The organism is Nonomuraea antri (assembly GCF_013283785.1).
GTDB lineage: Bacteria > Actinomycetota > Actinomycetes > Streptosporangiales > Streptosporangiaceae > Nonomuraea > Nonomuraea antri.
In genome coordinates, this window is sequence record NZ_JABCPZ010000111.1 from 1 (window position 1) to 21,033 (window position 21,033).

At 72.7% G+C, this 21,033-nt stretch carries 23 protein-coding genes; 4 read left to right on the plus strand and 19 right to left on the minus strand.

Going from position 1 to position 21,033, the window contains the following annotated elements; all coding sequences use genetic code 11:
• Positions 1-424: 424 nt before the first annotated feature.
• From HII36_RS30750 to HII36_RS30780, 7 genes are all read right to left on the minus strand, one after another.
• Complete coding sequence (locus tag HII36_RS30750) at positions 425-1,015, minus strand: hypothetical protein (RefSeq protein ID WP_173526782.1); 591 nt, start codon at positions 1,013-1,015, stop codon at positions 425-427.
• Positions 1,015-1,845 (minus strand): hypothetical protein, encoded by an 831-nt coding sequence (locus HII36_RS30755; RefSeq protein WP_173526783.1) that lies wholly within the window; start codon positions 1,843-1,845, stop codon positions 1,015-1,017. Before HII36_RS30755 ends, HII36_RS30750 begins: the two co-directional genes overlap by 1 nt.
• A complete protein-coding gene (locus HII36_RS30760; protein WP_173526784.1) occupies positions 1,842-2,546 on the minus strand; it encodes a VIT1/CCC1 transporter family protein in 705 nt (234 codons plus the stop codon). The genes HII36_RS30755 and HII36_RS30760 overlap by 4 nt, the downstream gene beginning before the upstream one ends.
• Positions 2,543-3,604, minus strand: a complete 1,062-nt coding sequence (gene lgt, locus HII36_RS30765) for a prolipoprotein diacylglyceryl transferase (RefSeq protein WP_173526785.1) — start codon at positions 3,602-3,604, stop codon at positions 2,543-2,545. The genes HII36_RS30760 and lgt overlap by 4 nt, the downstream gene beginning before the upstream one ends.
• Positions 3,605-3,630: 26 nt before the next feature.
• Positions 3,631-4,401, minus strand: a complete 771-nt coding sequence (locus HII36_RS30770) for a DsbA family protein (RefSeq protein ID WP_236004022.1) — start codon at positions 4,399-4,401, stop codon at positions 3,631-3,633.
• A complete protein-coding gene (locus HII36_RS30775) occupies positions 4,401-4,871 on the minus strand; it encodes a MauE/DoxX family redox-associated membrane protein (RefSeq protein WP_173526786.1) in 471 nt (156 codons plus the stop codon). Before HII36_RS30775 ends, HII36_RS30770 begins: the two co-directional genes overlap by 1 nt.
• Positions 4,872-5,030: 159 nt before the next feature.
• Positions 5,031-5,867 (minus strand): AraC family transcriptional regulator, encoded by an 837-nt coding sequence (locus HII36_RS30780; protein ID WP_217370178.1) that lies wholly within the window; start codon positions 5,865-5,867, stop codon positions 5,031-5,033.
• A gap of 108 nt (positions 5,868-5,975) precedes the next feature.
• Here HII36_RS30780 and HII36_RS30785 point away from each other — a divergent pair, with 108 nt between their 5' ends.
• Positions 5,976-7,718 (plus strand): glycoside hydrolase family 35 protein, encoded by a 1,743-nt coding sequence (locus tag HII36_RS30785; protein WP_173526787.1) that lies wholly within the window; start codon positions 5,976-5,978, stop codon positions 7,716-7,718.
• Between the two features lie 104 nt (positions 7,719-7,822).
• Here HII36_RS30785 and trpA read toward each other — a convergent pair whose 3' ends face one another.
• From trpA to HII36_RS30830, 9 genes are all read right to left on the minus strand, one after another.
• Complete coding sequence (gene trpA / locus HII36_RS30790; protein ID WP_173526788.1) at positions 7,823-8,617, minus strand: tryptophan synthase subunit alpha; 795 nt, start codon at positions 8,615-8,617, stop codon at positions 7,823-7,825.
• A 259-nt stretch (positions 8,618-8,876) separates the two neighbouring features.
• Complete coding sequence (gene trpB / locus HII36_RS30795; RefSeq protein ID WP_173526818.1) at positions 8,877-10,082, minus strand: tryptophan synthase subunit beta; 1,206 nt, start codon at positions 10,080-10,082, stop codon at positions 8,877-8,879.
• Between the two features lie 39 nt (positions 10,083-10,121).
• On the minus strand, positions 10,122-10,961 hold the full coding sequence (gene trpC / locus HII36_RS30800) for an indole-3-glycerol phosphate synthase TrpC (protein ID WP_173526789.1): 840 nt from the start codon (positions 10,959-10,961) through the stop codon (positions 10,122-10,124).
• A gap of 119 nt (positions 10,962-11,080) precedes the next feature.
• Positions 11,081-11,506, minus strand: coding sequence for a DUF2752 domain-containing protein (locus tag HII36_RS30805; RefSeq protein WP_173526790.1), 426 nt, complete (start codon positions 11,504-11,506; stop codon positions 11,081-11,083).
• Between the two features lie 66 nt (positions 11,507-11,572).
• On the minus strand, positions 11,573-12,142 hold the full coding sequence (locus HII36_RS30810) for a DUF4190 domain-containing protein (RefSeq protein WP_173526791.1): 570 nt from the start codon (positions 12,140-12,142) through the stop codon (positions 11,573-11,575).
• 113 nt (positions 12,143-12,255) lie between these two features.
• On the minus strand, positions 12,256-12,867 hold the full coding sequence (locus HII36_RS30815; protein ID WP_173526792.1) for a Trp biosynthesis-associated membrane protein: 612 nt from the start codon (positions 12,865-12,867) through the stop codon (positions 12,256-12,258).
• A gap of 3 nt (positions 12,868-12,870) precedes the next feature.
• Positions 12,871-13,218 (minus strand): phosphoribosyl-AMP cyclohydrolase, encoded by a 348-nt coding sequence (hisI, locus tag HII36_RS30820; protein ID WP_173526793.1) that lies wholly within the window; start codon positions 13,216-13,218, stop codon positions 12,871-12,873.
• Between the two features lie 84 nt (positions 13,219-13,302).
• On the minus strand, positions 13,303-14,217 hold the full coding sequence (locus HII36_RS30825) for a serine hydrolase (RefSeq protein WP_173526794.1): 915 nt from the start codon (positions 14,215-14,217) through the stop codon (positions 13,303-13,305).
• 34 nt (positions 14,218-14,251) lie between these two features.
• The gene (locus HII36_RS30830) at positions 14,252-14,587 is read right to left on the minus strand and encodes an STAS domain-containing protein (protein ID WP_173526795.1); all 336 of its coding nucleotides are present in this window, start codon (positions 14,585-14,587) and stop codon (positions 14,252-14,254) included.
• A 124-nt stretch (positions 14,588-14,711) separates the two neighbouring features.
• Between HII36_RS30830 and HII36_RS30835 the strand changes: the two genes are divergently transcribed.
• Complete coding sequence (locus HII36_RS30835) at positions 14,712-15,575, plus strand: MEDS domain-containing protein (RefSeq protein WP_173526796.1); 864 nt, start codon at positions 14,712-14,714, stop codon at positions 15,573-15,575.
• Complete coding sequence (locus HII36_RS30840; RefSeq protein WP_173526797.1) at positions 15,568-15,972, plus strand: ATP-binding protein; 405 nt, start codon at positions 15,568-15,570, stop codon at positions 15,970-15,972. Before HII36_RS30835 ends, HII36_RS30840 begins: the two co-directional genes overlap by 8 nt.
• A 17-nt stretch (positions 15,973-15,989) precedes the next feature.
• On the opposite strand, the gene HII36_RS30845 is transcribed toward HII36_RS30840, so the two are convergent.
• Positions 15,990-17,771, minus strand: coding sequence for an ABC transporter ATP-binding protein (locus tag HII36_RS30845; RefSeq protein ID WP_173526798.1), 1,782 nt, complete (start codon positions 17,769-17,771; stop codon positions 15,990-15,992).
• A complete protein-coding gene (locus HII36_RS30850; protein ID WP_173526819.1) occupies positions 17,768-19,558 on the minus strand; it encodes an ABC transporter ATP-binding protein in 1,791 nt (596 codons plus the stop codon). Before HII36_RS30850 ends, HII36_RS30845 begins: the two co-directional genes overlap by 4 nt.
• Positions 19,559-19,675: 117 nt before the next feature.
• Between HII36_RS30850 and HII36_RS30855 the strand changes: the two genes are divergently transcribed.
• Complete coding sequence (locus HII36_RS30855; RefSeq protein WP_173526799.1) at positions 19,676-20,314, plus strand: TIGR03085 family metal-binding protein; 639 nt, start codon at positions 19,676-19,678, stop codon at positions 20,312-20,314.
• Between the two features lie 34 nt (positions 20,315-20,348).
• Here HII36_RS30855 and HII36_RS30860 read toward each other — a convergent pair whose 3' ends face one another.
• The gene (locus HII36_RS30860; protein WP_217370179.1) at positions 20,349-20,981 is read right to left on the minus strand and encodes a MerR family transcriptional regulator; all 633 of its coding nucleotides are present in this window, start codon (positions 20,979-20,981) and stop codon (positions 20,349-20,351) included.
• Between the last annotated feature and the right edge of the window lie 52 nt (positions 20,982-21,033).

Sequence of the window (21,033 nt, forward strand, 5' to 3'; positions counted from 1 at the left end):
GCCCCTCACGCCGCCATCGCGCGGGCCCCCACCACGCCACACGCCCGCTGGTCGGCTGGGCGCCGTTGATTGCGCCGGGCCCCTCCGTGCCACGTCCCACCGACGCGGCGCGCCGAGGGGTGGGCCCGAGGGGGTCGCCGTACCGGACCGGACCGCCGGGACCCGACCACCGGACCGGACCACCGGGACCCGACCGGCGGAACCCGACAGGCGGAACCCGACCGGCGGGACCGGCCCCGACCGGCGGGACCCGGGACGGCCGAACCGCCGGGACCCCAACCGGCGGGACCCGACCGGCGGGACCGACCCAACCGCCAGGACCCGACCGGCGGGACCGGGACCCCCGAACCCGGCGGGACCCACCGACGAGACCCACCGACGGGGCCGAGCCGCGAGGCGAGACCGAACCCCGTGAGGGCGGTGGTCAGAGGGTGGCGAGGATGCGGGACTGGACGACGCGGCCGAGGCCGTCCAGTGCCACCAGGTCCTTGACCAGTTCCGTGGCCGACCCTGTGCCGCCCACCCAGCTCACCGTCACGTAATGCCCCATCGCCCGCGCCTGGGCCCGGCTGCGGGCCGGGTCGAAGGGGGCGTCCTGGCGGACGAACCCGTCTTTGCCCAGCGCCGCGACCAGCGCGTCGGCCGATCGTCCGTCGGGCAGGTTGAAGATGGTGAACTGGCCGGCCCGCGCCCCGCCCTCGTACGTGGCCTGCAGCGCCTGCGTGCACCCGGGCGCGGACGTCCCGCGCAGCAGCTCGTCGCAGTCCGTGAGCACGGTGGCCGAGGTGCGGCGCAGCGCGCCCAGGGACTCGGTGGCGGCGGTGAACACCTCGGCGGCGCTCAGCGGGGCGGCGTCGTTCTGGCGGGTGTCCACGGCGGCGTAGAAGGCGGACGACGGCTCGCCCTGGAACACGGCGGGACGCGGCGCCTGCCCGCCGGCGAACAGCCAGACGGCCGCCGCGGCGACGGCGACCGCCAGCCCGCCCGCGGCGGCGATCACGGCGCGGCGCGGCATCAGGCCCCCGGCCCGGTGATGGTGACGACCCGGCGGTAGACCGCCTTCTCCGCGCCGCGCATGACCAGCATGAGGGTCACGAAGTCGTCTCTGGTGGTGGGCTCGGCGCCGTCGGCCCGGCCGAACCACACCAGCCCCACGTAGTGGCCGAGCGCGTACGCGCCGCCCTCGGAGTGCCCGCCGGTCGGGAAGGCGGCCTGGGCGGCTGACCGGGGCGCGGTCAGCGGACGGGTCCAGCCGCCCCGGTAAAGGGTCTTCAACGACTCCACCAGGTCGGCGGCGGCCTTGCCGTCCTTGAGGTTGAGTAGCGTGTACTGGCCGACGTACCGGCCGTCGGAGCTGGCGTACAGGCCGCGGGCGGCCTGGGTGCATTCGGCCTCGGTGACCTGCTGGAGGAGGTTCGCGCCCCACAGCGCCTGCGCGCAGTCGGCGTCGAGCTGTTTGGCGACCAGTTTGAGCGACAGTTTCTTCGACACCGTCAGCTTGGTCTGGCCGAACACCTCTTTCTCGGTGAGCGGCCGGTTGTCCTTGGCGCGGTCGGAGACCGGGTCGAACAGCTTGGGCGAGGCCCAGCCGTGGAAGACCTGCGGCAGGTTGGCGTCCTGGTCGGCGACGGAGGCGCTGGCCGGCCGCTCGGGCGCGTACGTGCCGAGCGACATGACGACGGCGACCAGGGCCAGCGCGGTGATCACCACGCCGACGCCGCCGGCGATGAGCACGAGCAGGCGTTGCTGGTCGGGGCGCAGGCCCCACTCGGTCAGGAGCGGCAGCTGCCAGTCGGAGCGTGGGGTGCGGCGCCGCTTGCGGGGGGAGGGTCTTTCCGCAGTCACAGACCGGACGCCCCGATCAGGTTGCCCAGGCCGAACGTGATCACGGCGGCCACCGCGCCCACCACGAGCTGCCGCAGCCCGGAGTACCACCAGCTGCGCGCGGTCACGGCCGACACGATCGCGCCGGCCGTGAACAGGGCGACGCAGGAGACGATCGCCGACACCAGCAGGCCGCGCACCCCGAACAGGTACGGCACCAGCGGCAGCGCCGCGCCCACGCTGAACGACAGCAGCGACGACACCGCGGCCACCCTGGGCGAGGGCAGGTCCTTCGGTGAGACGCCGAGCTCGTTCTGGGTGTGGATCTCCAGGGCCTGGTCGGGGTTCCTGGAGATCTGCGCGGCCACCTGGGCCGCCAGCGCGGGCTCGACGCCCTTGTCGACGAAGACCTGGGCCAGTTCGGCCCGTTCGGCCTCGGGGTGCCGGTCGAGCTCGCGCCGTTCGACGGCGATCTCGGCCTGGGCGAGCTCGCGCTGGCTGGCGACGGAGACGTATTCGCCGCCCGCCATGGACAGCGCGCCCGCGGCGAGCCCGGCGACACCGCCGAGGGCGATCACCCTGGTGTTGGCGGTGCCGCCGGCGATGCCCGCGATGAGCGCGAAGTTCGACACCAGGCCGTCCATGGCGCCGAACACCGAGGGCCGCAACCAGCCCCCGTTGACGTCACGATGCTGGTGATGGATCTCCGCGCTCCCGGTCATCGGGCGTTCTTCTCCTCGGATACGGCGGCTTCACCCTCGGGGCTCTCACTGTCCTCGGCGGTGTCGCGCTTCTCGTCGGCCACGGTGTCATCGGCCACGGTGTCATCGGCGGACGACTCCGGTGTGTCGTCCTCGCCGGCCTCGGAATCCTCGGAATCCTTGGCGGCGGCGGAATCGGCGTCCGCGTCGGCATCCGCGTCCGCGTCCGCATCCGTGACGGCCGAGGGCGGCAGCACGACCTCCACCGGCTCGGTCTTGTTCCTGGTGATCCAGATGTAGAGCAGCGCGCCGAGGAACAGCGCGATCGACGTCCACTGGTTGATGCGCAGGCCGAGGAAGAGCACCGCGTGGTCGACGCCGCCGACCGGGTCGATGCGCAGTCCTTCGATCCAGAACCGGCCCAGCGTGTAGCCGGCCACGTACAGGGCGAAGAGCCGGCCGTGGTGCAGGGCGAAGCGCCGGCCCGCCAGGATCAGCAGGAAGCCGAGCGCGACGTCCCACAGCGATTCGTACAGGAACGTCGGGTGGTAGAGCTCACCGGGCTGGCCACCGTGGTCGATGTCGATCTCCAGGCCCCACGGGAGCGTGGTCGGGCTGCCGTAGAGCTCCTGGTTGAACCAGTTGCCCCAGCGGCCGATGGCCTGGGCGAAGGCGATGCCGGGCGCGACGGTGTCGGCCACCGCGGTCGTGGAGATGCCACGCCTGCGGCAGGCCAGCCAGACGCCCACGCCACCCAGGGCGATGGCGCCCCAGATGCCCAGGCCGCCCTCCCAGATGAACAGGGCCTGGTACGGTTCCTTGATCGCGCGGCTGCCGAAGTAGGTCTGCCAGTCGGTGATGACGTGGTAGAGGCGGCCGCCGATCAGGCCGAATATCACCGCGGGGACGGCGAGATCGATGATCGTCCCCTTCTGGCCGCCGCGAGCGCGCCAGCGGCGCTCGCTCAACCAGACGGCGACGATGACGCCGAGGACGATGCACAGCGCATAAGCCCGGATCGGGATGATTCCGAGGTACCAGACCCCCTGGGAAGGGCTGGGAATCGAGGCAAGGGGCATGTCAGGTGAGGGTAGCGGACGCGGGGCTACTTGGCGGCCTCCGTGACCGCATCGCGAAGTTGCTGCGGCCGGAAAGCGGTTTCACCGGGGATCTCGGTGCCGTTCAGCTTGACGGTCGGGGTGTGCTTGAGATCCTGCGCGTCGCCGACCTTCTTGCTGTTGGCGAGATGGGCCTCGCCGTGCTTCTCGGAGGTGACGCAGCTGGCGAAGTCGGGTGCGGTGACCCCGGCGTCCTTGCCCCACTGCTGGAGCTGTTCGGGGGTGAAGCCGACGCTGCCCTCCGGCGGCTGGTTCTTGAACAGCAGGTCGTGGAAGGCCAGCCACTGCTTGCCGTCGGCGATGCAGCGGGTGGCGTTGGCGGCGCGGACCGAGTTGGACTTGAGCGGCTCGTCGGAGAAGATCGTGATCGGGTGGAAGACGACCTTGGCCTTGCCCTCGGCGGCCAGGTTCTTGAACGTCTGGCCGCTGACCCGCTCCAGCTCCTGGCAGGCGGGGCACTGGAAGTCCTCGTAGATGTCGACGACCGGGGCGGTGACGCCGGGCTGGGCCATCACCGCGCTGCCGTCGGCCTGCACCGTGACGGGCGCCTCGCCGCCGGCCTCCTCCGAGGCCGTCTGGGAGGCGGTGTACCACCAGCCCGCGCCGACGGCGGCCACGGCGACGACGCCGGCGGTGATGTAGGTGACCACCTTCTTGCGGCGGTCGCGAACGGCGGCGGCCTCCTGCTGCTGCTTGATCCTCTCGCGCGCGGACTTGGTCCGTTCCGCCTTGCTCATCACCGGGTCCCCCTTGGCCATCAGTCCTTCTCCCCCATTCCAGGATTGTTCGCCAGGCCGAGTTTCGAGTCGAGTGCCAGCCGGCCCGGCGGGAAACGTACGATCCACGCGGCGAGCAGCACGAGGCCGAAGTCACGCAGGATGTCGATCAGGTAGGTGGGCTCCTGGCCCTGCCCGAGCTGACCGCCGCCGCCGAAGCAGCCGCAGTCGATGCGCAGGCCGTTCGCCCAGGCCCAGGCGATGCCGAAGACGAAGGCGAACATGAGCAGCCCGGAGATCACCGCGGCCACCCTGGTCAGCAACCCGACGACCAGCAGCACGCCGACCACGATCTCCAGGATCGGCAGGAGTTGGCCCACCGGGACGGCGATCGCGTCGGGCAGCAGCTGGTACGCCTTGACCGCCACGACGGAGTCGGCCGGGTTGCCGATCTTCAGCGCGCCTGCCGCGATCAGCACTCCGGCCAGCACGAGCCGGGCGACGGTCGTCACCCAGGGTATCGCTCTTCTGGCGGGAAGTGACGATGGTGACGCGGCCACGGGTGATCTCCTTCGACTCTGGGCGGGACGAGCGCACACTATCGGGATGCCATGAGATCACGCTGCGGATAAGCATCGGCTAAGGCAGATGTCGCGCCGAGCCGTCCCGATCTAGTTCGCGGCGGGGAAGCCCCGGTACTGCTGGGCGCGGAACTCGCTGGGCGGCAGCCCGGCGCGGCGGGTGAACAGCCGGGTGAAGTAGGCGGGATCGTCGTAGCCGACGCGCCTGGCGACCGCTGCCACCGGCAGGTCGGTGGTGGCCAGCAGGTCCTTGGCCCGGCTGAGCCTGATCGACAGCAGATAGTCCTTGGGGCTGCAGCCGGCCAGCCGGCGCACGGACTGGCGCAGCTCGGCCAGCGGCATGCCGAGCCGTCCGGCGTGGTCGGCGACCGAGATGGGCAGGCAGGCGTCCCTGGCCAGCCCGTCGAGCACGGGGTCGCCGTGCGGGTCCTCGCCGGCGCGCCCGCGCCGCAGCGCGACCAGCACCTCGTGCACGATGGCCGACGTCTCCACCTCCAGGTACGGGCTGCCGCGCCGGCACGCCTGGGCGATGCGGCCGATGGCGTGCGCGGCGGGATCGGCGGTGGTGAGCGGGGTGACGGGCCGGTCGGGGTCGATGAAGCCCAGGTCCTGGTAGGCGGCGACGGCGGGCCCGGCGAAGTCGACGAACCATTCCGTCCAGACGTCGTGCGGCGCGTAGTGGTGCTGGACGCCGGGAAAGAGCCAGATGACGGCGGGCGCGACGACCTCGACGGGCGGCGCGCCGGCCTGCGAGAACCAGCCGGTGCCCGCGGTGACGACGACGGCGACGTGGTTCTGCATGACGCGGGGTCCGACGGTGGGCAGCCGGCCGTCCTGGTGCCCGACGCCGAGGCAGACCAGGCCGAGTCCGCGGTGCGCGGGCCCGGGCGTGAGGTAGCGCATCCACTGGTTGAACGTCGGCGTCACGCGCTGCTCCCGGGGTCAAATCCAACTGATCCCCGGGTTTGTCCATGGCCGGTGACCTGCGGTCCAGGCAAAGCTACGGGGCGCGAAATCCTATCCGAAGGAAGACTTATGCGTTCTTTTGCGGTCGAGGGCGGCTCGTTCCTGCTCGACGGCGCGGACTTCCGGGTCCTGTCCGGCGCGATGCACTATTTCCGGGTACGTCCGGATCAGTGGCGGCACCGGCTGGCGATGCTGCGGGCCATGGGGCTCAACACGGTCGAGACGTACGTGCCGTGGAACCTGCACGAGCCGCGCCGGGGCGAGTTCCAGCGGATGAACGAGCTGGGCGCCTTCCTCGACGCGGCGGCGGCCGAGGGGCTGCTGGCGATCGTCCGTCCCGGGCCGTACATCTGCGCGGAGTGGGACAACGGCGGGTTGCCGTCCTGGCTGACCGGCCGGATCAGGACGCGCGACCCCGAGTACCTGGGTCACGTGGACCGGTTCTTCGACCGGCTGCTGCCGCAGGTCGCCGAGCGCCAGATCACCCGCGGCGGCAACGTGATCATGGTGCAGGTGGAGAACGAGTACGGCTCCTACGGCAGCGACCAGGTCTACCTGCGGCATCTGGCCAACGGCCTGGTCGCCAGGGGCGTCGAGGTGCCGCTGTTCACCTCCGACGGCCCGGCCGACTGGTACCTGACCGGCGGCACGCTCCCGGACGTGCTGGCCACGGTGAACTTCGGCTCCGACCCGGAGCGGGCGTTCGCCGAGCTGCGGGAGTTCCGTCCGGGCTCGCCGCTGTTCTGCATGGAGTTCTGGTGCGGCTGGTTCGACCACTGGGGCCAGGAGCACGTGGTCAGGGACCCCGCGGACGCGGCGGACACGCTGGAGCGGATGCTCGCGATGGGCGCGTCGGTGAACCTGTACATGGCGCACGGCGGCACCAACTTCGGCACCACGGCCGGGGCGAACCGGGTGGGCGACCGGGCCGTCGGCGAGTGGCGGCCGACCGTGACGTCCTATGACTACGACGCGCCGATCGACGAGCGCGGCGCGCCCACGGCGAAGTTCTGGCTCTTCAGGGAGGTCCTGGCCCGCTACGCCGGCGGCGAACTGCCCGAGGTGCCGCCGACGCCGCCGGTGCTGCCGGCCGCGACGCTGCGCCCGGCCGCGTCGGCGTCGCTGCGCGAGTCGCTGGACGCGCTGGCCGGGCCCGAGGTGAGCGCGCCGGTGCCGCCGGACTTCGAGGACCTGGGGCTGGAGCACGGGCTGGTGTGGTACCGGGCCGAGGTGCCCGGGCCGCGCGGGACGTACGCGCTGGTGCTGCCCGAGGTGCGCGACCGGGCGCACGTGTTCGTGGACGGCGAGCTGGCCGGGATCGCCGAGCGCGACGGCGCCGCGCCCGACTTCAAGACCGCGGGCCCGGCGACGGTGGAGGTGCTGGTCGAGTCGATGGGCCGGACCAACTACGGCCCGCTGCTCGGCGAGCGCAAGGGCCTGCCCGGCGGCATCATGCACCACCAGCAGTACCTGAACGGGGTCAGCGCCCGGCCGATCCCGCTCCACGACGTCTCGGGCGTGCCGTTCACCGGCGAGATCAGCGCCGAGATCACCGGGGAGCCGCTGTCGTTCTTCCGCGCCGAGCTGACCGTGGCCGAGCCCGCCGACGCCTTCCTGGCGCTGCCCGGCTGGGGCAAGGGCTATGTCTGGGTGAACGGCTTCCTGCTCGGCCGCTACTGGGAGCGCGGCCCGCAGCGGACGCTGTACGTGCCCGCGCCGCTGCTGCGCTCCGGCGCCAACGAGATCGTCTGGCTGGAGCTGGACCGGGTGGGCTCGCCGCTGGAGATCCGCACCGAACCCGAGCTCGGCTGACGGTCACGGCCCCGGGCCGCACCGCCCGGGGCCACGCTCGTCAGCGCGGTGTCCAGCCGGCCGCCTCGGGCGGTCGCGCTTCGCTGGTCGTGCCTTACCGGGATCTAGCGGCGGACACCCTGCGCCATCTCCCGGGCGAGCTGCCCGATCGAGGTGTTGCCCGCGGCCTCGTCGGGCGCGTCGAGGATCCGGCGGATGAAGGCGGAGCCGACGATCACGCCGTCGGCGTAGGCGGCCACCTCGGCCGCCTGCGCGCCGGTGCCCACGCCCAGGCCCACGCAGACCGGCAGGTCGGTGTGCCGGCGGGTGCGCTCGACCAGGCCCTCGGCGGCCACGTTCACGCTGTCACGCGCGCCCGTGACGCCCATCAGCGACGCCGCGTAGACGAACCCGGTGCAGCAGTCGACGACCGCCTTGATGCGCGCCTCCGTCGAGCTGGGCGCGACCAGGAACACCGTGTCGATGCCCGCGTTCGACGAGGCGGACCGCCACGGCTCGGACTCCTCCGGCGTGAGGTCGGGCGTGATCGTGCCCACGCCGCCCGCGTTGGCCAGGTCGCGGGCGAACCGCTCGGCGCCGTACTTGTCGATCGGGTTCCAGTACGTCATCACGAGCGTGGCCGCGCCGGTGGCGGCGACGCCCTCGACCGTGCGCATGACGTCGGCGATGCGGGTGCCGTTGACCAGCGAGCGGTGCACCGCGTCCTGGATGGTCGGCCCGTCCATCAGCGGGTCGGAGTACGGCAGGCCGATCTCGATGACGTCGCAGCCGGCCTCGACCAGGGCGGTCGCGGCGGCGACGGCGCCGTCCTTCGACGGGAAGCCGGCGGGCAGGTAGCCGACGAGCGCGGCCCGGTTGTCCGCCTTGGCCTTGGCGAAAACCGTCTGAAGAGTCGTCATTGATCGTCCGTTCTCACGTCGCCTCCCGCTGGAGGCCGTGCTCCGATTATCCGGGACACCCGCCCGGTGTCACCCGCCACGACGCGCCCCCGCCGGCACCACCCGTACCCGGGGGCGACCCTCCGAAGGGCCTCGACCACCTGCGGCGAGTCCTCCCGGACGCCACCCCTGGAGGGCGGCACCCGGAAAGGACCTCCCACGGCCGCCCGCCAGGGGGCGGCACGCGGGAAAGGATCTCAGCCGCTTACGGCGAGAGAGCCTACAGGTTGAAGTACTTCATCGCCGTGCCCATGTCCTTGTCACCGCGCCCGGACAGGTTCACCAGGATCGTGGCGTCGGGACCGAGCTCCCGGCCCAGCTCCAGCGCCCCCGCGAGGGCGTGCGACGACTCGATGGCCGGGATGATGCCCTCGGTCCTGGCCAGCAGCGAGAACGCGGCCATGGCCTGGTCGTCGGTGACGCCGTGGTAGGTGGCGCGGCCGCTGTCCTTGAGCCAGGCGTGCTCGGGGCCGACGCCCGGGTAGTCGAGCCCGGCCGAGATCGAGTGGGACTCGATGGTCTGGCCCTCGTCGTCCTGCAGCACGTAGGTGCGCGAGCCGTGCAGCACGCCCACCGAGCCGGCGGTCAGCGTGAGCGCGTGCTCGCCGCTCTCCAGGCCGTGCCCGGCCGCCTCGTAGCCGTGCAGCGCCACGTTCTCGTCGCCGATGAAGGCGTGGAAGACGCCGATGGCGTTGCTGCCGCCGCCGACCGCCGCGCAGACCGCGTCGGGCAGCTCGCCGGTGAGCTCCAGCATCTGGCGGCGGGCCTCGACGCCGATGATGCGCGCGAAGTCGCGGACGATCTCCGGGAACGGGTGCGGCCCGGCGACCGTGCCGAACAGGTAGTGGGTGCTGTCGACGTTGGTCACCCAGTCGCGGAACGCCTCGTTGATGGCGTCCTTCAGGGTCTGGGAGCCGTTGGTCACCGGCACGACGGTGGCGCCGAGCAGCTTCATCCTGGCCACGTTGAGCGCCTGGCGCTCGCAGTCGACCGCGCCCATGTAGATGACGCACTCCAGGCCGAGCAGCGCCGCCGCGGTGGCGGTGGCCACGCCGTGCTGGCCGGCGCCGGTCTCGGCGATCACCCGCTGCTTGCCCAGGCGCTTGGTGAGCAGCGCCTGGCCCAGCACGTTGTTGATCTTGTGGGCGCCGGTGTGCGTGAGGTCCTCGCGCTTGAGCACGATCCGCGCGCCGCCGGCCTGCTCGCTGAAGCGCGGCACGTCGGTCAGCGTGGTCGGCCGGCCCGCGTACGTGCGCAGCAGGTGGTCGAACTCGCGCAGGAACTCCGCGTCGTTCTTGGCCTTCTCGTAGACCGCGGCCACCTCGTCGAGCGCCGGGATGAGCGCCTCGGGCACGTAGCGGCCGCCGAAGATGCCGAACTTGCCGTGCACGTCGGGGTCGTCACCGTGCACCCCGTTGCCCGCCAGGTCGGCGGCGGTGAGGATGGGGCCTTCTTGTGCCACTGCTTATCCCTCTGCTCCGTGGTCGGGGCGCGTCGCCGGGTGCGCGCCTGCGGTGACCAGCGCCTCGACGGCCTTGCGCGGGTCTTTTCCGGTGACCAGGCTCTCCCCCACCAGGACGGCGTCGGCGCCGGACCTGGCGTAGGCGAGCAGGTCGTGCGGGCCACGCACGCCCGACTCCGCGATCTTGATGACATTATCCGGGATCTTCGGCGCCAGCTTGGCGAAGACGTCGCGATCGACCTCGAGTGTCTTCAGGTTGCGGGCGTTGACCCCGATCACGCGGGCGCCCGCGGCGACCGCCCGGTCGAGCTCGTCCTCGGTGTGCACCTCGACCAGCGGGGTCAGGCCGATCGAGTGCGCGCGCTCGATCAGCGACACCAGCGCCTCCTGCTCCAGGCAGACCACCATGAGCAGGGCCAGGTCGGCGCCGTGCGCGCGGGCCTCCCAGAGCTGGTAGGAGGTGAGGATGAAGTCTTTGCGCAGGATCGGGATGTCGACGCGGGCGCGCACTGCGGCCAGGTCGTCGAGGCTCCCGCCGAACTTGCGCCGCTCGGTCAGCACGCTGATGACGTGCGCGCCGCCCTCCTCGTAGTCGGCCGCCAGCGCGGCCGGGTCGGCGATCGCGGCGAGCGCGCCCTTGGACGGGCTGGAGCGCTTCACCTCGGCGATCACCGAGACACGGTCGCCGCCGAGCGCGGCCATGGCGTCGCGGGGCGCAGGCGCCCGCTCGGCCCGCTGCTTGAGCTCGTCGATCGACACGGCCTGCTGCCGTGTGGCGAGGTCTGCGCGTACCCCGTCGAGGATGTCGTCGAGGACACTGGGCCCTTCGGTCCGCTCACTCACGCGCTGGGGTCCCTCCGGTCGGCAGTTGGGGGTGGCTGAGAGTTCGCATCGCGTCCGCTCCCGGCCTTGTCTTGCGATGGTATCGGCCCGGACGAGAGCACCTCACCACAGGCCCCCGACTAGGGAGCCAGAAAGCGCCCGAATGGCAGATTACGGACCACCCAGTACACCATCACCAGGCTCATGAACACCCACAGCCACGCCGGACGGGTGACGGCGATCCGCAGCGGCCCGCCGCGCCAGGCGTGCGACACCCAGCGGCCCCAGAGGTACACCAGGGCCGGCAGCATGATCACGAACAGCGGGTTGAGCCCGAGCGCGGCCACCGGGTCGAGGTGCGCCAGCGCGTGGACGGCGCGCAGGGTCCCGCAGCCCGGGCAGTACAGCCCGGTCAGCGCCAGGAACGGGCAGGCCGGGTAGTGGCCGGGCGCGTTCGGGTCGACGGCGCCGACGAACGCGAACCCGGCGCCGGCCACGGCCGCGAGGGCGAGCGGCGCGAGCAGCCGACGGGCGCGCGGGGCGGCGGGCCTGGTCGCGATCGTCATACGGGCAGTATCCCGCGATCACGCGCACACGGCGAGCACCCCGCGCCCGAGCCGGACGCGCGGGGGTCAGTACCTGCTGCCGGTCTCCACCGCGGCGGCCAGGCCGAAGAACGCCAGGATCGGCCCCCAGAACAGGATCCAGGCGATGATCCAGGCCACGATCGCGATGTAGGAGGTGACCAGACCGGCCACGGCCATGCCCTGGCCCTCCTCGCCGGTCTGCTTGATGCGGCTCATCGCCATGTGCCCGACGATCGCGCCGGGGATGCTGGTGATGCCGCACGCGATGGTCACCGCCAGGATGCCGAGCACCAGCGACGCCACCGCCATGCCGTTGGTCGGCCTGGACTGGGGGTAGCCGTAGCCGGGCTGCTGCGCGTAACCGTAACCGGGCTGCTGGCCGTAGGCGCCGCTGGGCGGCTGCTGGCCGTAGGGGTCTTGCGTGTAGCCGCTGGGCGGCTGCTGGCCGTAGCCGCCACTGCTCGGGGGCTGCTGGCCGTAGCCGCCGCCGCTGGGCGGCTGCTGCCCGTAACCGGGCTGCTGACCGTACCCGCCACTGCTCGGAGGCTGCTGCCCGTACCCTCCACCGGGAGGCTGGGCTCCGTAACCGCCGCTGCCCTGATCCCCGTAGCTCATGCGCTGGCTCCTCAGAAAATGTTCTCATGGCGAGTTGCACAGGAAGCCTAGTGACAAAAGCCTGACCAAGCAGGCGTCAAGTCAGAACCGTGGAGAATTCGTAACGAGTGCGGTCACCGGGAATCGGTCGGATCGTCACCCCGGTCCAGGGCGTCCCACAGTTCCCTGTCCTTGCTCACGTGCGCGGGCTTGCGCGACTCGCCGCGTTCGTACTTGGCGGACATGCCGGCCCACGCGCCGCCGCGGATCACCGCGACGACCCCGCCGATGACCATCAGCGCCGCGCCCGCGCCGGCCACCACCGGCCAGACCGCGACCAGCTCCCACTCGACGCCGCGGGCCGCGCCGAGCGCGTCGCGTTCGGCCAGCCATCGGTCGACGGTGCCCGCCGCCGCGCCGGTCCAGACGCCGACGCCGGCCACGATCCCGCACAGCGTCAGCAGCGCGCCGATCAGCCGCCGCCCGAGCCCGGCGGTGGCCAGCACCGCCACCACGCCGGCCAGCCCGGCCAGCGCCACCGGGGTCAGCACCGGGCTCAGGTCGCCGCCCGCGGGCGCGGTGACGTCGCCGGCCCGTCCGAGCAGCCGCACCCACGCCTGCCCGCCGGCCAGCAGCACCAGCAGGCAGCCGAGCGCGGTCAGCACCACCCAGCCCCACAGCTCACGGCGCCCCGACCCGGCTCTCGCGCCGGCCCCGGCCCCGGCTCCAGCCTCGGCTCCGGTCATCGGTTACGCCGCCCCGGCGTCGAGCGCGCCGGCGTCGAAGCAGGTGCGGTCGCCGGTGTGGCAGGCCACGCCCACCTGGTCGACCTTGACCAGCAGCGTGTCGCCGTCGCAGTCGAGTGCGACGCTCTTGACGTGCTGGACGTGCCCGGAGGTGTCGCCCTTGACCCAGTATTCGCCCCGGCTGCGTGACCAGTAGGTGGCCCGGCCGGTGGTCAGCGTGCGGTGCAGGGCCTCGTCGTCCATCCAGGCCATCATCAGGACCTCGCCGGTGTCGTACTGCTGGGCGATGGCCGGCACCAGGCCGTGGACGTCGCGCTTCAGCCGCGCGGCGATCGTGGGGTCGAGAGGCATGCCCCCATTCAACCAGCCGCCCCGGCCGCCTCGCCGCACGCGTCCCCGCCACCCGTCAGGCCCTGCCCCGTCAGGCGCTGTCCGTCAGGCCCCGCCCGTCTGGCAGTGTTCGACGGCCAGGGCCGCGGCCGCGCCGATGGCGGCGTTGATCTCGTTCTCGCGGTCGCGCGGCCGGTCCGCCCGGGTGAAGACGGCGGCGGCGTAGCGGCGGCCGCCGGGCAGGCTCAGCACGCCCACCTCGTTGCGCACCACGCCGAACAGGCTGCCGCTCTTGGCGGCGACGCCGACCTCGGGCGGGAAGCCCATGGCCAGGCGGTGCCGGGTGAGCTGGCGGGCCATGACCTCGCGCAGCTCCGCGCACGCCCGCGCCGGGCCGGCCTCGTCGCGCCAGACCAGGCGCAGCAGCAGCGCCATGTCCCTGGCCGTGGTGCGCAGGGTCTCCTCGGGCCGCAGCAGCGCCCTGGACGAGCGCACCCGCTCCTCCAGCACCCGGGTCTGCTCAGGGGTGGCGGTCGCGGCGGCCCGGGTCAGCTCGGCCCAGCCGGGGTGGCCCGCGTCTTCGCCGATGCCGTCGAGCAGGCCGCGCAGCGGGTGCGGGATCGCGGTGCCCTTGAGGTCGAGCCCGTCGAGCGTGGCGGCGATCCTGCCGAGGCCGACGCGGTCGATGAGGACGTCGGTGGCCGCGTTGTCGCTGATGGTCAGCATCATCGTGACGAGGTCGCCGAGCGAGACCTCCACCTCGTCGGCGAACAGGGAGAACCCGGTGGGCCCCGCCGTACGCCCCTCGGGGCCGATGCGCACGCGTTCGCGCAGGTCGAGCTCGCCCGCGCAGGACTGGCGGAAGACCTCCAGCGCGACGGGCACCTTGAGCACGGACGCGGCGATGACCGGCTCGTCGCCGCCGACGTGGACCTGGGCGTCGCCGTCGACGTCCAGGACGGACAGGCTGCCCGCGCAGCCGGCCGCGGCGAAGAGCCGCCGGATGGCGTCGTCGATCACCACTCCATCGTGCCACGCGCCGGGCCGGCGCGGCTCAGGCGAGCGCCTGGGGAAGGGTGTCGTAGATGGGGAACAGCGGCGCCAGGTTGGTCCTGCGCAGCCGGCGCAGCACCTGGCCGTCGGGCGCCACCAGCGCCATCGTGCCGTCTCTGTCGCGCAGCGTGGCCAGCAGCCGCACCAGCACGCCGAGCCCGGTCGTGTCGATGAACGTCAGCCCCGTCATGTCGACCACCAGCCGCGGCCCGTGCGCGGCCACCGCCTCGTCGAGGCACCGGCGGACGTCGGACACGTTGTCGACATCGACCTCTCCCCTGAGACTCACCACCACCAGCTCGCCGTGACGGCGTCGGGTCATCTCCAGCACGTCCACGCCCCGCTCCTCATGCTCCCACCCCGGGCGGCCCCGCGGAAAACGTACACCTTTCAGCATCGGGTCACGCTGGGTTTTACGAAGAACGCGCTACGTGATCAGCATGGCGGGAGTAGTTTCCGGAGTGACGCGTGGTAGGGAGGACGCCATCGTGGTGCACGTCGCGGGCTCGGTGCTCGATCCCGACCTGGGGGATCACGTCTGCCTGCCGTTCGACGGCGAGCGGGAGCGGGTGCGCGCCACGCGGGCGTTCACCGTGAACGGGCTGCGCCGCCGGACCAAGGTCCTGATCCTCACGCACGCCGAGCCGCCGGAGCGGACGCGGGCGTGGCTGGCGCCGCTCGTGCCCGGGTTCGCCGACGCCGAGGCCGCCGGGCAGGTGGAGATCGTCGCGTGCGCGCAGACGCACTTCACCGCGGGCTGCTTCGACCCCGGCCGGGTGCTGGCCGAGCTGGCCGGCGCGCACACGCGGGCGCGCAGGCACGGCCAGCACGGCGTCTACGCGCTGATCGACGCCTCCTGGGGGGCGAAGGACGTGCTGGGCCAGGCGGCGTTCGAGGCCGCGGCCAACGAGCTGTTCGGCGAGCGGTGGCTGGCCGCGGTGTGCCAGTACGACCGCAACCTGTTCTCCCGCGAGTGCATCGACCGGGCCGCGGCGGTGCATCCGATCTCGCCGGAGCAGGCGCTGCTGCGCTTCGCGCACACGTTCGCGCCGCCGGGGCTGCGGGTGTGGGGCGACATCGACCTGACCAACCGGCAGGCGTTCGCCTCGGTGCTGGCGCGGCTGGAGTCGGTGCCCGGCCAGGTGGTGATCGACGCCTCCGGCCTCGACTTCATCGACGCCGGTTCGGCCCAGCTGCTGACGGTCACGGCGATGGCCAGGCCGCCCGGGTCCACGGTGGTGGTCTGCGGCGCGGCGACGGCGCGGGTGCTCAGGCTGATCAGGGGCGACGAGCTGCTCGTCGTCCGCCGGGTGGCCGATGTGTAGGCAGGTGCTGTGCGCGAGCTTCGCGCGCGGGCGCATCACCGTGCTGCGGCGCGCCGTCAGCGAGCACGCCGCCTACGAGGGCCTGTCGGGGCGGACGCTGGAGGACTTCGTGCTGGCGGTCAACGAGGTGACCACCAACGCGGTGGTGCACGGCGGCGGGCGCGGCGAGCTGCGGCTGTGGGCCGCCGGCGACCGGCTGTGGTGCGAGGTGACCGATCACGGTCCCGGGCTGCCGCCGGGGTGGATGAGCGACGCCGGGCCGCCCACCGGGTTCGAGGGCGGCGGGCGCGGGCTGTGGCTGACGCGGATGTTGTGCGACCACGTCACGATCGTGTCGGGGCCGGGCGGGACGAGCGTGACCTTCTCCGCGCCCAGGGAGCGGCGGGCCGGAGAGTGACCCGCCGCCCCCGGGGGTCAGGAGTGGGCCGCCGAGATCCAGGAGGCGTGCAGGTCGGCGTACACGCCGGGCTGCTTGACCAGTTCGGCGTGCGGGCCGCGCTGCACCAGCCGGCCGGCGTCGAACACCAGCACCTCGTCGGCGTTCTCCGCGGTCGAGAGCCGGTGCGCGATCGAGACGGCCGTGCGGCCGCGGGTCACGCCCTCCAGCGCGCGGGCCAGGCGCACCTCGGTGGCCGGGTCGACGGCGGAGGTGGCCTCGTCCAGCAGGAGCAGGTCGGGGTCGGCCAGGTAGGCGCGGGCCAGCGCGACGAGCTGGCGCTCGCCGGCCGACAGCGACTCGCCGCGCTGGCCGACCGGCGTGTCGAGGCCGGCGGGCAGCCCGTCGAGCCAGTCGGCCAGGCCGAGCTCGGTCATGGCGAGCTGGATCTCCTCGCGGGTGGCGCCCGGCCTGCCGTAGCGGACGTTCTCCTCCAGCGTGCCGTCGAACAGGAAGCCGTCCTGCGGCACCATCACGATGCGCTCGCGCAGCGAGGAGAAGCGCACGTCGCGCAGGTCGTGGCCGTCGACGGTGACCCGGCCGGAGACCGGGTCCATGAGCCTGGTCAGCAGCTTGGCGAAGGTGGTCTTGCCCGAGCCCGTCTCGCCGACCACGGCCACCCGCGAGCGCGGCGGGATCTCCACGGTGACCTCGCGCAGCACGGGCGGCCCTCCGGGGTAGGAGAAGCGCACGTCCTCGAAGGCCACCGAGATGGGACCGCGCGGCAGCGCCACGCCCCGCTCGCCGGGGTCGGCCACGTCGGGCGGGGTGTCCAGCACGCCGAGGACGCGCCGCCAGCCGGCGACCGCGTTCTGCGCCTCGTTGAGGATCTCGGTGGCGATCTGCAGCGGCGAGACGAACAGCGTCACCAGGAACAGGAACGCCAGCAGCTCGCCCTTGGTGATGTCGCCGGACAGCCCGAGCCGCACGCCGAGCAGCACGATCCCGGCGATGGCCAGGGCGGCCACGATCTCGGTCAGCGGGAAGACGGTGCCGACGATGGTCTGGGCCTTGACCTGGGCGGCGCGGTTGGCGTTCACGGCCTTGTCGATGCGCTCGGAGGTGCGCCGCTCGCTGGCGTAGGCCCTGATGACGGTGGCGCCGACGACCGACTCGCTGACGGCGGCCAGCATGTCGCCGGTGCGCTCGCGCACCACGGTGTAGGCGCGCGAGAGCAGCCGCTGGAAGCGCGGCAGCGCGATCATCAGCGGGATGAAGCAGACCCAGACCAGCAGGGTGAGCTGCCAGGAGTAGGCGAACATCATCGCGCTGGCCACCAGGAGCTGGCCGAACGACACGATGATCATCACGCCGCCCCACTGCATGAACGTGCTGATCTGGTCGATGTCGTTGGTGACCCGGGAGACCAGCGCGCCGCGCCGCTCGGTGTTCTGGGTGAGCACCGACAGGTCGTGCACGTGGCGGAAGCCGCGCACGCGCAGCGTGGCCAGCGACGACTCGGTCGCCTTGTACAGGCGGACGTTCATCAGGTAGCCGGCCAGCGCGGTCAGCACCACGGCCGCCGCGCACCAGGCGACGGTCTGCCGGACGCTGGCCAGGTCGGGCGCGCCGCTCTTGAGCCCGACGTCGATCGTCTGCTGCACCGCGAACGGCACGATGATCTTGCCGACGGTGGCGACGACGGCCAGGGCCAGGGTGACCCACAGGCCCTTGCGGAACTCGGGGGTGAGCGAGAGCCCCTGCCTGATCGTGGCCAGCGCGGAACGTTCCGCGTTGCCGCTGATGGTCTGACCGGTCACGCGCTGACCTCTTCCTCTTCGGCCTCGTTGATGGCCGCGCGCTCGGCTTCCTCGCGCTCGTAGGCGGTCACCAGGTTCCGGTATCCGGCGCAGCGCCGCAGCAGCTCGTCGTGCGGCCCGCGGTCCACGACGCGGCCCCGGTCGAGGTAGACGACCTCGTCGGCGAGGGCGATCGTGGCCATCCGGTAGGCGACGACCACGACGGTCGAGGCGTCGTCGGAGCGGGCGTCGTCGCGCAGGCCGGCCAGGATCTTGGCCTCGACCTGGGGGTCGACGCTGGAGGTGGCGTCGTCGAGTATGAGCAGGCGCGGGCGGCGGGCGACCGCGCGGGCCAGGGCGAGCCGCTGGCGCTGGCCGCCCGACAGGGTCGCGCCCCGCTCCCCCACCCGCGTGTCGAGCCCGGAGCCCAGCCTGGCGACGAACCCGTCGGCCTGGGCCAGGCGCAGCGCGGCCCAGACGTCCTCGTCGCCGACCTCGGTGCCGAGCGCGACGTTGCCGCGCACGCTGTCGTCGAACAGGAACGTCTGCTGGGGCACCAGCGCCACCGAGCCGGCGACGCCGCCGTAGGCCAGCTCGCGCAGGTCGACGCCGTCGAGCAGGACCCGTCCCGCGGCCGGGTCGACCAGCCTGACCAGGAGCTGCACGAGCGTGGACTTGCCCGAGCCGGTCGGCCCGACCAGGGCGACGGTGCGGCCGGCCGGCACGTCGAAGGTGACGTCGTGCAGCACCTCGGCCGTGCCGTAGGCGTAGGAGACGCCTTCGACCTCCAGCTCGGCCGGCGCGCCGCCGGTGACGGCGGCCTGGCCGTACTCCATGGAGCCCTCGGCGTCCAGGACGGCCTGCACCCGCTCCCAGCCGACGACGCTGCGCGGCAGCTCGGCCAGCACCCAGCCGAGCGCCCTGATGGGGAAGGCGAGCAGCGTGAACAGGTAGGCCACCTGCACCAGTTCGCCGGAGTCGATCGCGCCGCCGGACAGGCGCACCGCGCCGACCGCGAGCACGGCGAGCACGCCCAGCGTGGGCAGCGCTTCGAGCAGCGGGTCGAACAGGCCGCGCACCCGGCCGACGGCGATGTTGGCGTCGCGCAGCTCGTGGGCGCGGCGGCGGAACCTGTCGGTCTCCAGCGCCTCCCTGCCGAGCGTCTTGACGACGAGGGCGCCGTCGAAGCTCTCGTGCGCGATCTCGCTGACCTCGGCCTTGAGCTGCTGGGCGCGGGTGGCGAGCGGGCTGAGCCGGCGCTGGTAGATCAGGTTGAGCACGGCGATCGCCGGGAAGATCAGGAAGCCGACCAGGGCCAGCACCGGGTCGGTGAGCACCATCGCGATCGCGGCGGTGAACAGCATGACGATCACGCCGACCGCCATCGGCAGCGGCGCCAGCGGCGCCCACGCGGCCTCGGCGTCGGAGCTGGCGTTGGACAGCAGTTGCCCGGTCGGGTGCCGGTGGTGCCAGGACAGCGGCAGCCGCAGGTACTGCTTGGTGACCTCCCGCCTGGACCTGGCCTGCATCCGGTACTGCATGACGCCGGCCAGGATGCGCCGGCCCGCGACGCCGCCGGCCTTGAGCAGCGCCGTGCCCATGATCAGCAACACGCCGGTCCACAGCGCGCCGGTGGTGACGTCGCCGTCGGCGAACGCGGGCATGACGACGTTCTCCGTGGCCCAGCCCAGGGCCCAGGCGGAGGCGACGGTCATGCCGCCGTACAACGCGCTGGCCAGGACGGCCGCGGCGAACACCGCCTTCTCCGTGCGGATGGCCACCCCAAGGACCCGCAGTCCCTGACGCATGACGGCCGAGGTGACCTTACTCGCCACTCCGATATCTTCCCTTCAAGCACCGACAATTTCCCCTATGTCACTATCACGGCTGATCATCCCGTTATTCCCACAGGTAGGGTTGGCGGCGTGACTCATGCTCGTAGCGAACGCGCCGCGCTCTGCGATCTGCTCGACCGGCTCGGCCCCGACGCCCCGACGCTCTGCACGGGCTGGGACACCGCGGATCTGGCCGCCCATCTGGTGTTGCGCGAGCGCAGGCCCGACGCGATGGGCGGCATCGCGCTCAAGCCCCTGGCCGGCTACACCGCCTCGGTGCAGAACGGGCTGAAGAACAGGCATCCGTACCCGGAGCTGGTGAACCTGGTCAGGAAGCCGGGCGGGGTGTACGGGCTGGTCTCGTTCCTCGACTCGGCCGTCAACACGCTGGAGTTCTTCGTGCACCACGAGGACGTGCGCCGCGCCCAGCCCGGCTGGGAGCCCCGCGAGCTGCCCGCCGACCTGGAGGAGCTCATCTGGAAGCGGGTCGCGGCCGGGGCCCGGGTGATGCTGCGCCGCGCGCCGGTGGGCGTGGTGCTGCACCGGCTGGGCGGCCGCGGCCGCTCGGTGGTGCTGGGCGGCGCGAAGGACGGGCCGAAGGTCGAGGTGGCCGGGCGGGCGGCCGAGCTGCTGCTGTTCTGCTTCGGCCGGCAGGAGCACGCCAGGGTCGACCTCACCGGCGACGCGGACGCGATCGCCCGGCTGAAGAACGCCAGGCTGGGCATCTGAGCACCGCCGATCAGCCACGCCGGCGGGTGGTGGGCTAGCAGTCCTCGGGCGGGCCGTAGACGCGGTTGGAGACGTCGGCCTGGGCCACCCGGCGCATGGCCGCCAGCAGCGCGTCGCCGAGCAGCGTGCCCAGCACGACCACCTCCACCGCCCGCTCGCGATCGTCCACGTCGCCCAGCACCCGGATCTCCCCCTCGGCGGCGACCTGCGCGGCGGCGGCGTAGTCGTCGAGGACGCCCAGCAGGTCGGCCCGGCCCAGCTCGCCGAGCGTGGCCACGAGCGCGACCATGCCGCGCACCGCCTGGTGACCGGCCAGGCGGCCCCATCCCCTGCGTTCGAGCAGGCCGGCCACGATCCGCTCGGCCTCGTCCCGGTGCGGCCCCGGCCTGGCCTCGTCCCGCCGGACGATGGTCAGCTGGGCCAGCGCGAGCAGGTCGCCCTGGGCGACGCCGGGGTCGTCCATGTGCCGCAGCAGCTCGCGCACGGCCGCGACGCCGAGCCCGCCGTACTCGAGCAGCGCGCGGATCAGCTTGAGCCGCCTGACGTGCTCAGGACCGTAGTCGGCCTGGTTGCGGCCGAGCGGACGGCCGGGGGGCAGCAGCCCCTCCCGCAGGTAGTACTTGATCGTCGGGACCGGGATACCGGCGGCCGAACTCAGCTCCGCCATGCGCACGTGTGAAAACCCCCTCTTGCGGTTGCTGGATAGCTTAGCTATAGAT